Below are 15,009 nucleotides of genomic sequence, written 5' to 3' on the forward strand. Positions count from 1 at the left end.
AATGAATCAAATAGTGCGAATTGTTTTAGTTAGTCTGTTGATTATACTTGGGGCGATCGCTTTTTCCCTGAAAAATTACCAACAGGTAACTGATCTTAAAGGTGCTTACACCCAAGTCCCAGTTCGCATAGTTCAACACGCAATGGGAAAAACTCAAATTCCTGTCCATCCTCAACGAATAGTTATTCTACATGGTTATTTATGGTCAGATGCTATAGCTGTAGGAGTCAAGCCAGTAGGAGCGCCGCTGCAATGGGCTGACAAATCACAAATTGATTTTCAGCAGAGTCAAGGTGTTGTCGATGTCGGCTTTTTACCAACAAATATCGAAAAGGTTTTGGCTCTCAAGCCAGACTTAATTTTAGGCACTGATGTTGTTCACAAGGACATCTACCCGCTTTTATCACACATCGCGCCGACAGTACTGATTGATTTTAATGCCGCGAAGGATTGGAAGGGACTCTTGATGCAGACTGCCGAAGTTCTTGGTAAGACGGAGGCTGCTCAAAGTTTCATGACTCAATACAATACTCGTGTAACAGAGTTTAAAACTACGGCGCTTCAGCGACTCATAAATACTCAGGTGTCAGTAATTGGTTTGGGAGACGGCGAAATTTGTCGTCTATTTCTCAGAGAGAAGGGTAGCTTCTTAGGTGGCATTTTTGAGGAGGTTGGTTTGTTAAACACTGTTTCTCAAGAAGCTCTAAATACTTTACCCACTCGTTTAAAAGGAATAGGTACGTTTCATTATTATATTTCCTGGGAACATTTACCGGAAGTAGATGGGGATGTCATCTTTGTCACCTCTTCCGGCCCTTCTGTTTCAGAGAAGTATCCAACAGCAACCTTTAAGCGCCTACAATCTATGCCACTATGGTTCAAGTTGAAGGCAGTTGAGCAAGGTAAAGCTTATCGAGTCGGATTCCATTGGGTAGGCAACACTCCTTTCGCCGCCAATCAGGTACTTGACGATTTATTTAAATATTTACTTTAGCGCTTCATTCAGTTTAAAACTATTTTCGCAAGTAGAGTAAATTATGTTGTTAGATTTAGATGCAATTCGCAACGGTAAAATTCATGACTATCCTTACCGTTGGATTCTCTTCAACAACGTCATTCGTGAGTCAGCCAAGCACGAGTTAGTCAGCACCCCGCCTCCAGAAGACCAATTTGAGTACGATGGAGATGATGGTTACATACACGGGTTTGGGCGTTCCTTGGATGAAGGAACACAAAGAGTTTTTCCATTAAGAAGTGCATGGACTCAATTGATAGATGAATTGCGTTCTTCTGGTTATCGAAATGCGATCGCAGAACTAACTGGATTAGATTTGAGTAACCAAATCCTGGGGATGCGTTTTTACCGATACAACCCAGGACACGGCACATATCCTCACCACGATCATCCAGCTAATACACTCGTTCATATGTTCTATTTCTGTGAAAAGTGGGACTCTCGCTGGGGAGGATGTTTCCGAATCTTGAAAGAAGAAAACCCAGATTCTGGTTTTCTTGATATTCCCCCTTTGTTTGATATTTCCGTTGCTTTTGTGCGTTCTGATAATTCTTGGCATATGGTGCCACATATCGCACCAGATGTTACTCAGATTCGATATGCTCTCAAAGCCTGCTTTTATAAACCACAAGAGTAGTTTGGGGTGTTGTTAAATGAGCTGTAGCCGTTACTTTACCTTACTCAAATTATGATGCCATAGCTAATGAAGCACTTAAAAGCGATCGCTCCCAGAAAACTTTTGGTTAACAGCTTTCTTCTGTGCATCAATGAAGCGATCGCCACAACTTATTTACTCACTTCGGACTATTCTATAGCAATTATAACATCAGACGCTTTAACCACAGCGATCACCTGTTTTCCTTCTTGAAGTTGAAGCTCCTCTACCGACTCCTTGGTAATAATTGCAGTCACTTCTACCCCAGGTACGATTTCTAATATGACCACAATAGCTAAAGTACAAAAATGGTAAATTTAGATGTAATTTACAATGCAGTAAGACAAGAATATTAAACAATAAAACTGCAACACCTAATTTCTTCCTTTCTTACTCATCGCCGTCGCCTTTGATACATTAAATAGATAAAATAAGGCGCTCCCAAGGCAGCAGTCAGCAAACCACAAGGTAATTCTGTGGGAGAAAATAGAGTTCTACCCAAAAAATCTGCTGCTGCTACCAATAATCCCCCAATTAAGGCAGCAACTGGTAGTAAATTTTGATGTATTGAGCCGACAAATCTGCGTGCTAAATGAGGAGCCATCAATCCCACGAAGCCAATTGTACCGGCGATCGCCACACTTGACCCAGCCAGTGCCACACTCACTAACAATAATTTGCTTCTTTGCCATGTGACTCGGCTACCGAGTCCTTTAGCTACTGCATCACCTAGTTGCAAAGTATCCAGTTCTCGCGTCAGCAGTAAAGCAAAGGGAACGAAGACAATTATCCAAGGTAGCAGTTGCCAAAGTTGCTCCCAACTTTTACCAGCAACACTACCTGCCAGCCACACCAGCGCTCTAGTAACATCATTGATTTGACCGAAAGTCAACATCAAAGTAGTAAAAGCTCCCATAATTGCTGCTAATGCTACTCCTACCAACACTAATCGCAGAGGTGATTTTTCTCCTGTCCCAGCTAGCAAGTAGATCAGACAGCCTACAACAAAAGCACCGCCAAAGGCAGCAAAGGGTAAATACATAGTCGGCACAGCCGAAAATAGTACAATCAAAGTCACAGCTGCTAAGGCTGCACCTGCATTTACCCCAACAATACTAGGGTCAGCTAAAGGATTACGTGTCAATCCTTGTAAAATTGCACCAGCAATTGCCAAGCCCACTCCTACCAACCAAGAGATTAACACTCTCGGTAAACGCAAAGTGACAACAACAAAGGGAGATTCTGGATCTGTTGTTGGTAAACCAAGAACAGCTCTCACTATGTCTGCTGGCGGCACAGGATAATCTCCTAAACTCAGACTCATCCCCAAGACTGCGAGCGTGAGTAATAGCAGTAGTAACAGTACTTTAGTTACAAGTTTCTTGCTGAGTATTGAGTTTTTAATTTGAAATTTGGAATTTTGAATTGTTGTCATTTTCTTTTTTATCGCACTAACGCACTAGCTAAAGACAAGACTAATGGCACTACGCCCACAATTACCTTGGTTAAATGCGGAACTACCGGATCTGTAATGATTACACCTAAAGGCATATCTATGGCTCCATATTTTTAAGGTGAGTTTTGTGTGTGCTAATTTTTAATTATCTAATTAACTTACCAACTAAGTAGGCATAATTTAGTTAAATGTGTTACTTTTACTGGAATAATCAGAATTGGGCGTTGCATACAGCAGATTGCAACTTAGTAAGGTACAAATTATTGTAAGGGCACAACAATGTTGTGCCCCTACCTGTACCTCATTTACCTGAAAAACGCTGTAACTGAATTGAAAATGGCAAAGTTACTTCTTCAATTCAAGATTTGAGTGATATTTGGCAGGCTTTAATTAAGGATTTATGGAGTTATGACTATCGAGAAATAATGGAAGAACTACTGAAGTTACAACTAAAAAATCATGGCATGATCATAGCATTTCGTAGTTATCCTTCAGGTCATACTCAGTTTGCTCCTCACAAAGATAGTTAACAAATATCGCTAACTCATCTGCTATACTTCCATGAGAAATGGTCTAATAATTGGGGAGGGAGCCTCCGAATACTTAAGGAAGACCAACCAGAATCTACTTTTTATGAAGTACTTCCTGTAATCGATTCTTCTATAGCTTTTGTACCGTCCGCCAATTCTTGGCATACAATAACACCAATTTTACCTGAAGCAGCAGATTATCGATTGAGTTTGCAGGTTTGCTTTTGGAAACTTAGTTTGTAAGGTGTATTGTATAGGCGATCGCTGTGCCGAAATCAGCAAATTCTCCACCTAACTCAAACTTATACCAAAGAGAGTAGAAAGCACCAAGTTCAAATCGCTAGGAACGGCGTATGTGTTAATATCCTTGTGAACTATTTTTTCTTGACGCTGAAAAATGCCAAATTTCCAGGTATCCCCCGTTGTCACAGTTCCGTAAAGCATTGGAACTGGTGAATCAGTCCATTGATCCAGGGCAATTAATTCTACCGCCAGTTGGGTAAAACCTCTTGCTAAATCGGCATTTTTAGCTTCAATCACTAATAAATTTTGTTCGCTAGGAATGAAATAATCAAAACTGCCTTTGAGCCAATTGCTCACTCTGACAGGATATTCAATTTTCAGCGGTACTTTAATAAATTTACAAATAGTTTTGAGAATCGGAAATATCAGTGCTTCACGTCTAGCTATCTCTGAAACAGGATCTACCAAAGTGAGATTTTCTTGCAGTTCTGTTCTCAATGGTTCTGGATCGATTGGTAACTGTTGTGGGAGTTGGAGTGAGCTATTGAGTAGGGTAACGCCGAATTCAGCAAGAATATCGGCACTATCGTAGGCTAATTCGGCATATTTGCTAAAAGTATAGCTCTCAGATGGGTTGAGAATTTTGGCTCTGCTCATGATGATGGCGATCACCAACGCAAAATAATAGATGGTTTCAACATTGATTGTACTCCCTTGCCCATCAACCTCTCTTCACCCGCCAACGCACTAAATACAACAAAAACGGCGCTCCTAATAGTGCTGTCATCACGCCAACAGGCAATTCTTGGGGTCTAATTAACCAACGCGCTGCTAAATCTGCCCATACTAGTAAACCCGCACCAAACACAGCTGCACCAGGCAATACCCAACGATAATCAACGCCCATTACCCCCCGCGCCAGATGGGGAACTAGTAGACCGACAAAGCCGATAGGCCCTGCTAATGCGACAGAACTCCCTGCTAATATGACAACGCTCGATGCTGTTGCCAACTTGATCAAACCTGTTTGCTGACCTAAGCCTGTAGCTATCGATTCTCCTAAATTGAGGACGTTGATTTGTCTACTCAAGGCAAAAGCTGTTAATAATCCTATTACCATCCAAGGCAACACAGTTAAAAATAAATTGAAATCTCGTCCGGCGAGAGAACCTGCTAGCCAGAAGCGAACTTCTTCTAAAGTGCGATCGCTTAAAATCAGTACACCTGTAGTTATTGAAGATAGTAAGGCGGTGAGGGCTGCACCAGCAATAGTCAAGTTCAATGGTGTTGCGCCGCCTTGTCCCAAAGAACCAAGAGAATAAACTGCTAAGGCTGCTAACAATGCTCCCAAGAATGCTACAAGAGCAATCAGGGCGGGTGTTGATGTACCCAAGCCAAAGACCATTATTACTACTGCTAAGGCTGCACCTGCATTGATCCCCAAGATACCAGGTGCAGCTAGGGGATTTTGGGTGAGTCCTTGCATTAACGCCCCAGCTATAGCTAAACTTGCACCAACCATACTTGCAATCAGTGTGCGTGGTAGGCGCATTGAGCGAATAATGATATGTTCAGTGGAGTCATCAAAGTTAGTAAAAGCGGTAAGTATTTGAGAAGTAGAAATGTCAGCCGCACCGTAGGCAATGCTGGCAAATATGCCTAGTAACAGCAACAAAATTGCTATAACTAAGCTCAAGATACGAATATAGTGTCTTTGTGAATTGGTAGTGGTTGCGTTCATTGCAACATTTAAGAACTAAAAAGTATAAAAGGTTGCTATGGTAGGAAACTCAGCATATAGCTAGAATATCATAAGGTATCGCCTTTTTAATTTGTTTATAAAGTGAGCGATCATCTACGACATGAACTTTCCATCATCGCACTATTGTAAGCTTCAAGATGATCATTAGCTTTTTTTCTGATCTTGATAGTCTACAGCGTAAGTCATGATACAGATAAATACTAATGATTTATCTGTATCCATCTGTGATTATCTGGTTTCAATACCTGGGAATTAAACGATTAGACTTGTTGTATTCCGGGACGACCATTTTCAACCACAAATGAAGCCCGCTTACTAATTACGCCAAATGGAGTTGTGACGTTTGATAAAACTAGATAGTCTGTCTTACAGGTTGTGGGAGTCAGCGCACAGCGAACATACCCCCGTTGACCATTGAAGAACTTAATGTGTGGGTTATCGGGTAAGTAAGCTTGAACATTTGGACTGGTATCTGCCCCATCTCCACCGGAGGTTATTGAGGTACAGACGAATTCACTCCCGACTGTAGTAGATTCTGGGTTATTAAAGTCAGCCTTTAAATTCATTGCCCAGTTGGAATGGATATCACCTGATAAAACTACTGGATTAGATGGTTTGCGCTGTTCTAAGAAACGCATGAGGCGATCGCGGGAAGCCACATAACCATCCCACTTATCCATGCTATAGGTTCCGCCTTTCCCAGGTTTTGTGTCTATCTGAGCAACTACAACTTGCTGGGCTAAAACGTTCCACTTAGCCTGTGAGCTATTTAGACCACGATATAGCCAATCTTCCTGACGCTTGCCAGTAATCGTTGCATTCGGATCTAAATTTTCTGGGCAACGTTCTTTAGTGCCATCACCACAGGGCTGATCGGTGCGATATTGACGGGTATCTAAAACATGGAAGGTGGCTAAGTTACCAAAGGAAAGCCGACGGAAAAGTTGCATATCGGGGCCAACGGGACGCGAGAAGGGGCGCAGTGGCATATGTTCGTAGTAAGCCTGATAGGCAGCAGCCCGCCGTTGGAGGAAGATTGCCCGATTCTGATCTGGTTCAGTATCAATTTCTGAGATGTCGTTGGCGTAGTTGTTTTCCACTTCGTGGTCATCCCAGGTAACGATCCAGGGAAACGCTGCATGAGCTGCTTGCAGATTGGAATCGGTTTTATAGAGGGCGTGACGGTTGCGGTAATCTTCCAAGGTTAGAATTTCGGAACTATTATGCTGTCTGGGGCGATTGTTTGAGATTCCGCCTTCATAGATGTAGTCTCCAACATGCACTACCAAGTTGAGGTCGTCCTGGGCAATATATTTGTAGGCAGTATAGTACCCCTGCTCATAGTGCTGACAGGAGACAAGGGCAAAGTTTAATTTATTTAAGTAGCCACCTGCTAGAGGAGCTGTACAAGTACGGCCAATGGGGCTAGCCTCTTGGCCGACAAGAAACCGATACCAGTACCAAGTATCAGATTGCAGTCCCTCTACCACAACGCGAACTGAGTGAGCTAGTTGTGGAGTTGCCAGTACCGTACCTCTGGAGACAATGCGCCTCATATCGGCATCAGTTGCCATTTCCCAGCGAATTGGCACATTAGCAGGTGGCATTCCACCTCCGTTTAAGGGTTCGGGAGCTAGACGAGTCCAAATCACTACGCTGGTAGGATAGGGGTCACCCGACGCTACACCCAAAGTGAAAGGATAATTAGAAAATCTGCTTCTAGCGTAAACGCCTAGCGGCTTGTCGGCAGACATCGCTCTTTGATGAGAAAATTGGTTAGCGATCGCCAAACCAGACAATCCTCCTGCGCCGATAATTAAGTTGCGTCGTTTGATTCGACTGTGTAGGAACTGCTCAAAATTCCGGTAATCTACCATTCTCTACTCCTGACTAACAGGTAAGTTAAAGCGCAGCAACAGCTAACACGAAGAAGGCAAAGTGATCTTAGACAAACTTCGTAACTAACTCCCTTCCCAAAATCAGGTTTTAATTCCTAATTTTTTCTTCTGGCATCAATGTATTAGATGTTGTTTTGCCACATCAAAGCATATTAGGAAGAGATTAATCCTTGGCAAAGAAAGCGTTAATATCAACTTAACTAAGGTTAAAATCTAACCTTTCTCATTGATGTTACTTTTATCTTCATCATCCAGCCCAGACTACAAGCAAAGAGAGCGCCAACTAAAGGTGTAGGTTCTGGAACTTGTGTATACGAAACTCTACCTGATATGGGTTTAGCATCTGGAGAAGTTCTGGAGAAAATTGTAAAATCCTCACCAATAATTTCGTAACTTATAGAACTGGAAGGATTAGCTTTATCATTGAACAGATAATCTAATGCCAAATATGTTTTTCCTGTTAAGGATGTGGTTGAAAAAACAAGAGGAAAATCTGGGTATTTTGTATCATCTTTTTCAGTGTAAACGGTAGAGTCACCGTTAAGTTGGAAAGAGAGTGACTTAATCGTGGTTACGGGATTATCTTCATTAGTGAAAGTTGAATCATCAAAGCTGAAAAAGCCATTTCCTTTAGTTACAGGACTATCAACGCTGAAAGCGTAATTAATAATTGCAGCAGATGCAGATTTTGCATCTATACTAGTAAAACCTAAAGTAAAAGTAGCAGCAGCAAGCACTAATTTTGTAACCAATTTCATCTCAGTTTTCCTCACGATAAACTTCTGTAAGCAAGCAATGCATACTGCAAGGTATAGAAATAGTTTGTTTCTAATACCAATTCTCCATGAACATGCACTTAATCTTAATTAAACGAACCGCATAATCCTACGGAGAAGCAAGCTACGCGCAGCGTCTCGTAGAGAAGGGCGCAAAGGAAGAAATGAGTTATCTAACAGCGGCAAATGAGTAATTATTAAGTGCAATTTTACAGAAAATCGGTGTAACTTCCTTCTTTTCAAAATGGGTATTCATCACTGATTAGAACAGTGATGAAAATCAATGATTTTTCCCTTTTTCAGAAAAATCAATAATTCTCCAATTCTTTGGAGTCACCCTATTTTAGAATCATGAGTTTAAGCAAACTTTAATTAAAGGTAAAATAAAATCAAATTTAAATTTTCCAATGAAATACTTAGCCGATAACTAATACCAATTATTTGTGAAACTGAATAAAATCAGGCTTGGCCAGACTTGAGGCTTGAGCAAATTGTTCTATGCAACCTCACAGGTAATCGGTATAAGATATTTATGTTAAAAGTTTTCGAGTGATTATTACGCATAGAATTTCAGGAGTTTCAGCCCTATCCTTGAAGGTTGGTAGCGCTGATCCAAAAGGTAAAAAGAGTTGGTGCGTTAGCCTGCGGTATAACACACCCTACGAGAACACTGGTCAATCTCTTATTGTTCTAACATTTGGAAAAATCGGGTAAAGTAATCTGGAAAGGTTTTCGCTGTACAGCCAGGATCTTTAATCACAATCCCTGGAACCTTCAAGCCAGTGACAGCAAAAGCCATTGCCATTCGATGATCGTGATAGGTTTCAATTGCCGCTGGGGTAATGGGGCCAGGCTCAATTTTTAGTTTATCTGCAAATTCTTCAACCTTAACTCCCAGCCGACGCAACTCTGTGACCACAGCTCGAATCCGATCAGTTTCTTTATATCGAATATGTTCGACATTGCGGATGGTAACAGGTGAACTGGCAAAAGGCGCGATCGCTCCTAATGTTTGCACCAAATCTGATATATCATTCATATCAATGTCGATGCCTTGCAATTGCTTTGGCCCTGTCACTTCAGTGTAATCATCGGAGTGATTAATTTGGCAACCCATCTGTTCTAAAACATCCAGCCACAGAATATCACCCTGACAGGATTGTTTAGTCAAATGTTTGACGCGCACCCGGCCACCCGTGACGGCGGCGGCGGCAAAAAAGTAAGAAGCATTTGACGCATCCGGTTCTACTGTGTAATGTCGAGCTTGGTAACGCTGACCTGCTTTAATCTGAAATTGATTCTCGCCGATTTGAATCACCTCTACGCCAAAATCTGCCATTAGGCTACAGGTCATTTTGACGTAAGACTGAGAAACCAGCGTACCCTCAACCTCAATGCTCGTATCTTGTTGAGCATAAGGCGCAATCATCAGCAACGCCGAAAGTTGCTGACTTGTTTGGTTGGCTTTCAAGCGAAAATTTCCGCCAGCGAATCCCTGGCTATACACGGTGTAGGGCATAAACCCGGAGTTTCCCTCAAAGTTAACGGTTGCTCCACCCGTTTGCAGCACCGTCAGCATGTCACCCATTGGTCGTTCTCGCATCCGAGGAACGCCATCTAGGCGATATTCGCCGTTACCCAATGCCACCAGTGCCGAAATAAACCGTGCTGCTGTGCCTGCCAAACCCACAAATAAATCTGCCTGTTTAGCTGGAATGTTGCCTCCTCTTCCCGCCACTTGGATTTGTGCCAGATGAGGATTCAAAGTAATGGGAATGCCCAATTGCTCTACGCATTTGGCAAAATATTCGCTGTCTTCACTAAATAAGGCATTTTCTAAAATGGAGTCACCTTGCGCCAAAGCAGCGACAAGCAAGGCCCGATTGGTAAGACTTTTAGAACCGGGAATTTCTACCGTGGCATCCACTGGCCGATTTAGAGCAAGAATTGCAATGGTATCCACGTTCAACCTCTATGTGCGCGGTCAGCTACAACTTTATATATTGCCATATTGTGACCAAAAGGGGCAGGGGAGGCAGGGGGAGAAGAATTATTGATTATTAACCGATGCCCTATGCCCAATAATTCGTAGTTGAGTGGAAAATCTGACTCTGCTTTTGGGAATACTTGATTTATTCACCTGACTAATCTATAACCCAGGCATTATCAATATGAAATGGAGTAAAGCATCTCTATATTTTGTTGGCATTCGCAGGTTGTGCGATCGCACTCAGTCAATATATAGCGGTTCCGATCAAGAAGAACATATCTATGCCAAGGTGATCCAACAATCTAATGTTGACGAGCATGTTTTTCTACTTGGGTTTACAGCTGTTCTCCCAAAAGCGATGTGACCACAAGCCGCTAGGCGTCTACGCAATTCTTAATGCACTCTGTCAGTCTGGGTGAGATTAGGGTATCAATATTGAAATTGTAACGAAGGGAGGTATATGTAAATACGGTCAACCGAAAAAGTAGGTAATCTAGCTTTTTTTAAAACAGTAACAATTGTTGCTGATACAAGCAGGCGATCGCAGTAAGATTTTGGACTTAAGCCTGATTGAACTCTAATAATTCATAACTCTGACCAAATCATTAATAATTCGTAATTTCTGCTATATAGCAACTCACTTGAGTTATGGAAATAAAAATTTGATTTCTTCTAAAACTGAGATTAAATTACATCCCAAGGAAAGATGACGAACGTAAACAACTTTCAAAGACTAGTAGAACTCGCAAATGATTATGGAATTATTTGCCAGCCAACACCAGAAGAATGCTTGATTGCATCCTTACCTGGAGACGATGATTTCTTATTAGCTTTTACTTGGTCTGGTACAATTGAGGGAGAGCCGCCAGAGCATGAATTAATCGCAATTAGTGTACAGGATATAGTCAAAGAAGTTACCGTTGCAGCTTGGCAGATTCCTTTTTATTTATTCGGAAACGTTTTAAGGCAGGCTCAGATGCTTGTCGCTGCCCACAAAGATTTTGTTAGCTAGCAGACAAGCCCTAGCTAAAAATTACTATCCCTGTCCACTGTGGCAGGGATTTTGATTTGAACTACTGCGTCCAAGGCAAGAGTTGCTGACACCGAGTGTCAGCTTTAAAGCTAAACAAGCTCTTCAAAATATTGGGAAGGTTGAGGCTGATACTCAAGTCCTTGATCAGCAAGACAATTATTAGAGTAGAACTTTTGTTCATTTGGATAGAAGCGGGTAATGTCTCGATATGAGCAAAACCCTTACAGTCACAAACGTTACTTAAGGTTTTAACTTTTATCTTTGCTTTCCTATACATCGAAGCAGGCATTTTTGTAAGTAGCAACTTGAGTTATCTATCTCTGTCTTATGTAGTGAGTCCAACTTCTACCCTAAGTAGAGTTATCCATCTCTATTTGTTTGTTAAGTTATATGAAGCTACTGAAAGCAAATTTTCTCATTTCAGTAACAGAAGAAATCAGAATACCCTTAACTTAGGTAGAGTTTTTTATGACTTACACAGCTAATGAAGCAACAAAACCGGCTTTAGAAAGTTTTAAACGCTTTGATGTAGATACTCAGCTAGGCTTACTTTGGTTAGGTTACTTGGATCTTAAAGAGCAGCTACAGCCGGCACCTCCTGAAAGGATAGAAGTTCCTGCTAAAGCGGTGTTTGACCAATTCCTAGACTTGTCTCATGAAGAGCAACTGCAAGCGCAACGCGACATTATTAAGGGTGCAGCTAATAATATCAGCCAAGCCTATAATGCTCTAAGTGCCAATTCCAGATTAGACGTTTGGTTGCTGCTGGCACAAGGAATAGAGGATGGAACCATCACTCCAGTGCCATCTGACTATCAACCACCTGCTGAAACGGATGAATTTGTCGCATTGATCAAAAATCTAGAGTTTGAGGAGCGGATTAATTTCTTGCTGACTCTGGTGCAAGACTTGGGTTAGTCAAGTCCAAGAACTCTCAATAGCTTTCTAGAATTGGGGATAACTGAAAGTAGCAAATTAAGCTAGACTTAGCTATTTTTGCTTTACTTTTATAATCTTAACTTAAAACTACCGCAGAGATGCTCATCTTTGCGGTACGCTTCATACAAGTTAATGGATATATTGTTGGGAGTGTTAAAGCTGAAAAAATGAGACTTGATTCAAATTTTTTCCAACTGCACGATCGCATTATAATCAGGCACACCTTCAAGCGATCGCTTACTTTTATCTAGTAGCACATTCCCTTCTGGCCAATGGACTTGCAAGTTTCCTGACTGAATTGGCGCAATATAAACTTGACAGAACAACTCGCCTAACTCATTCTTAAGAATGACGCGATCGCTATCTTTTAAACCCAACTGTGTCGCATCAGCAGCATTCATTAGCACCGCCTCTCGCATTGCCCCAGTAATTGCATCTTTGCGTTCCTGTACCATACTATTAAATTGTTTGCCTCGGCGCGTTGCTACTAAGAAATAACCTTCTGGTAATTCTCTTTGGCGTGGCAATAATACCCCAAAGTGTGCCTTCCCATCTGGTGTAGAGAAATTCCAACCAAAGCACAAATGTGACCCGCCATACTGAAACTGATCGCCAGCCTGCTGTAAATGTTGAATACCAGCATATTGGGGGACGACTTGAGCAATTTCTTGACGGATAGCAGCTGTGTCAGCAAAAGCCAGCTTATCTGCCAAATCTGGTTGCACGCGCCTTGCCAATTCTAAAAACACTTCCCACTCTGGACGCGTTTCCCCAGTGCGCGGTCCCGGAATTTCTGGACTGAAAATTACCCGGCGTTCTGTGTTAGTTTCTGTGACTCCTCCTGGTATTTCGTAGCGAGTCGTCGCAGGTAAAAGCACCACAGTATCAGCAGGTTCCACCAACATTTGGCTGGAGAGAACAATATCCATATGTACCCGCAAAGGTATTTGTTTGAGCGCCGCTTCGACATAATCCGGTTCTGGCAGCACTTCTAGGAAATTCCCTCCCACAGAGAACAACACTTCTAATTGCCCCTGATGTGCGACGTTAATCATTTCTGGAGCAATTAAACCTTTACTTGCTGGCACTTCAAAGCCCCAATGTTGACTCAACTGGGCAGCATTTTCTGGGGTGATAGGTTTACCACCAGGAAATACTGTGGCGTAACATCCCATCTCTGCACCACCCTGCACCCCAGAGTGACCGCGAATTGGCATTAAACCGCAGCCTTCCCGACCAACAAAACCTTTGGTGAGAGCTAAGTTGATGATACTTCGCACATTATCTTCGCCGCATTCATGCTGGGTAATGCCCATACTCCAGACAAATACAGCTTTATTAGCTTCTTTGACCATTTTGGCAAAGGCGTACATTTCTTCGCAGGATGTACCAGAAAGCCGCTCTAATTCTTCCCAAGATTGGCTTTCTAAAGATGTTTTGAGTTCGGCAAAGCCATCTGTGTATAAATCTATAAATGACTGGTCTACCCAGTTGTTAGCAATTATATGTTTAATTGTGCCATTTAAAAATGCCATATCCCCGCCCATGTTGATTAAGAAGAAGTCTTCGGCAAACTTTGTACCAAAAAGGGCACTTTCCACAATTGAGGGCACCCAGTAACGCTCCATTCCTGGCTCACGGTAAGTATTAATAACTACAATTTTTGTGCCAGCTTTCTTGGCATTATGGAGATATTTGACGGTAACAGGTTGATTATTGGCAACATTGGAGCCAATGAAGACTAATAAATCAGTACCAATCCAGTCTTTATAAGAACAGGTGGTAGCCCCTGCACCCAGAGCAGCTTTCAGTCCCGCCGTGCTGGGAGAATGGCAGATGCGGGCAGCATTATCAACATTATTGCTTCCCATTGCCCGCACAGCTTTTTGGGTGACATAATAAGTTTCGTTGACAGTACCGCGACTGGTAATATAGAAACTGAGACGGTCTGGTGTAGTAGCGCGGATGCGATCGCTAATTACCCCTAAAGCTTCATCCCAGTTTACACGGCGAAAGCCTTTTTCACCTCGTTGACGGATCATCGGGTAAGGAAGCCGTCCCAAGTCTCGTAATTGGGCACTTTTTTGCTTTTGTAACTGCGAGACATCTTCTAATAGTACAGGGTCAAAAGCTGGCATAGTATTCATCCGCAACAGCCGCAACCGGACATTGCACAGATGGAGGCCATCTAAAGTCCAATCTTTCATCCCGGTTGTTCCGAGGGCGCAACCATCGCAGACGCCTTTATTAAGAATATTCCACGCATAGGGTAGTTTGTCACGAGACAGCCAGATTGCCCGAAAGACTTCCCAGTAGTTGTTGGGGTACTGTTCGCCAATGCCAAAAGGTTTCCAACTTGCCCAATGCTGAGGTGTCCAATATTTCTTGGGTTTCGGCAACATGATGCGCCCCTGTGGAGTGAGAAAAGTGATTCTTCTAGGCTACCGTTTTAAGTAGCATTTGAGTAGCAAAAATCTTAAAAGTCTGGGCATTCGGCGCTGACTATTTCTGGATGGCAGTAGTGGGTTAGCACTGTCTCAACAGTATCCCTAATCCACACAGCAACTTTATCAGGCGATACGCTGCTGCTAATTGCCCAGGTAGCAAAAGTTTGTAATTTTAGTAATTAAATGAATATCCGAACTGGAAGCAAAACCAAAGCTACTGTCTGGGTGGTAGAAAAAGGTTAACAGGATTCAATTTATACAGTAG

General features: G+C 42.3%; 16 protein-coding genes. 8 read left to right on the plus strand and 8 right to left on the minus strand.

Annotation, left to right across the window (positions count from 1 at the left end):
* The first annotated feature begins 1 nt into the window (after position 1).
* From V7L29_RS32125 to V7L29_RS32135, 3 genes are all read left to right on the plus strand, one after another.
* Entirely contained in the window at positions 2-994 is a 993-nt protein-coding gene (locus V7L29_RS32125; RefSeq protein WP_334738034.1) for an iron-siderophore ABC transporter substrate-binding protein, read from the plus strand.
* A gap of 43 nt (positions 995-1,037) precedes the next feature.
* Entirely contained in the window at positions 1,038-1,652 is a 615-nt protein-coding gene (locus V7L29_RS32130) for a 2OG-Fe(II) oxygenase (protein ID WP_334738035.1), read from the plus strand.
* Between the two features lie 66 nt (positions 1,653-1,718).
* Positions 1,719-1,883, plus strand: coding sequence for a hypothetical protein (locus tag V7L29_RS32135; RefSeq protein WP_334738089.1), 165 nt, complete (start codon positions 1,719-1,721; stop codon positions 1,881-1,883).
* Here the strand turns inward: V7L29_RS32135 and V7L29_RS32140 are convergent.
* Positions 1,820-1,987: a TOBE domain-containing protein gene (locus V7L29_RS32140; protein WP_442944304.1), complete on the minus strand. Its 168-nt coding sequence runs from the start codon at positions 1,985-1,987 to the stop codon at positions 1,820-1,822. The genes V7L29_RS32135 and V7L29_RS32140 overlap by 64 nt on opposite strands.
* Before the next feature lie 77 nt (positions 1,988-2,064).
* Positions 2,065-3,105, minus strand: coding sequence for a FecCD family ABC transporter permease (locus V7L29_RS32145; RefSeq protein WP_334738036.1), 1,041 nt, complete (start codon positions 3,103-3,105; stop codon positions 2,065-2,067).
* A gap of 386 nt (positions 3,106-3,491) precedes the next feature.
* On the opposite strand from V7L29_RS32145, the gene V7L29_RS32150 reads away from it, so the two are divergent.
* Both V7L29_RS32150 and V7L29_RS35720 read left to right on the plus strand, forming a co-directional pair.
* Entirely contained in the window at positions 3,492-3,656 is a 165-nt protein-coding gene (locus V7L29_RS32150; protein WP_334693072.1) for a hypothetical protein, read from the plus strand.
* A gap of 18 nt (positions 3,657-3,674) precedes the next feature.
* The gene (locus V7L29_RS35720) at positions 3,675-3,899 is read left to right on the plus strand and encodes a 2OG-Fe(II) oxygenase family protein (protein ID WP_442944305.1); all 225 of its coding nucleotides are present in this window, start codon (positions 3,675-3,677) and stop codon (positions 3,897-3,899) included.
* 48 nt (positions 3,900-3,947) lie between these two features.
* On the opposite strand, the gene V7L29_RS32155 is transcribed toward V7L29_RS35720, so the two are convergent.
* The 5 genes from V7L29_RS32155 to aroA form a co-directional block, all read right to left on the minus strand.
* Positions 3,948-4,556 carry a hypothetical protein gene (locus V7L29_RS32155; protein WP_334693073.1) on the minus strand — a complete coding sequence of 203 codons (609 nt, stop codon included), beginning with the start codon at positions 4,554-4,556 and terminating at the stop codon, positions 3,948-3,950.
* Positions 4,557-4,620: 64 nt separating this feature from the next.
* The gene (locus tag V7L29_RS32160; RefSeq protein ID WP_334693074.1) at positions 4,621-5,640 is read right to left on the minus strand and encodes a FecCD family ABC transporter permease; all 1,020 of its coding nucleotides are present in this window, start codon (positions 5,638-5,640) and stop codon (positions 4,621-4,623) included.
* 281 nt (positions 5,641-5,921) lie between these two features.
* Entirely contained in the window at positions 5,922-7,538 is a 1,617-nt protein-coding gene (locus tag V7L29_RS32165) for an alkaline phosphatase D family protein (protein ID WP_334738037.1), read from the minus strand.
* A gap of 227 nt (positions 7,539-7,765) precedes the next feature.
* The gene (locus tag V7L29_RS32170) at positions 7,766-8,317 is read right to left on the minus strand and encodes a PEP-CTERM sorting domain-containing protein (protein WP_334693076.1); all 552 of its coding nucleotides are present in this window, start codon (positions 8,315-8,317) and stop codon (positions 7,766-7,768) included.
* A 700-nt stretch (positions 8,318-9,017) separates the two neighbouring features.
* The gene (aroA, locus tag V7L29_RS32175) at positions 9,018-10,298 is read right to left on the minus strand and encodes a 3-phosphoshikimate 1-carboxyvinyltransferase (RefSeq protein ID WP_334738038.1); all 1,281 of its coding nucleotides are present in this window, start codon (positions 10,296-10,298) and stop codon (positions 9,018-9,020) included.
* A 208-nt stretch (positions 10,299-10,506) separates the two neighbouring features.
* On the opposite strand from aroA, the gene V7L29_RS32180 reads away from it, so the two are divergent.
* The 3 genes from V7L29_RS32180 (at position 10,507) to V7L29_RS32190 (ending at position 12,276) form a co-directional block, all read left to right on the plus strand.
* Entirely contained in the window at positions 10,507-10,689 is a 183-nt protein-coding gene (locus V7L29_RS32180) for a hypothetical protein (protein ID WP_334693078.1), read from the plus strand.
* Positions 10,690-11,031: 342 nt separating this feature from the next.
* Positions 11,032-11,337: a hypothetical protein gene (locus V7L29_RS32185; RefSeq protein ID WP_334693079.1), complete on the plus strand. Its 306-nt coding sequence runs from the start codon at positions 11,032-11,034 to the stop codon at positions 11,335-11,337.
* Between the two features lie 489 nt (positions 11,338-11,826).
* Complete coding sequence (locus V7L29_RS32190) at positions 11,827-12,276, plus strand: orange carotenoid protein N-terminal domain-containing protein (protein ID WP_334693080.1); 450 nt, start codon at positions 11,827-11,829, stop codon at positions 12,274-12,276.
* Between the two features lie 200 nt (positions 12,277-12,476).
* Here the strand turns inward: V7L29_RS32190 and V7L29_RS32195 are convergent, their stop codons facing one another.
* A complete protein-coding gene (locus tag V7L29_RS32195; RefSeq protein WP_334738039.1) occupies positions 12,477-14,699 on the minus strand; it encodes an FdhF/YdeP family oxidoreductase in 2,223 nt (740 codons plus the stop codon).
* Positions 14,700-15,009 lie beyond the last annotated feature (310 nt).

Source organism: Nostoc sp. (assembly GCF_036916575.1).
Classification (GTDB): Bacteria; Cyanobacteriota; Cyanobacteriia; order Cyanobacteriales; family Nostocaceae; genus Nostoc.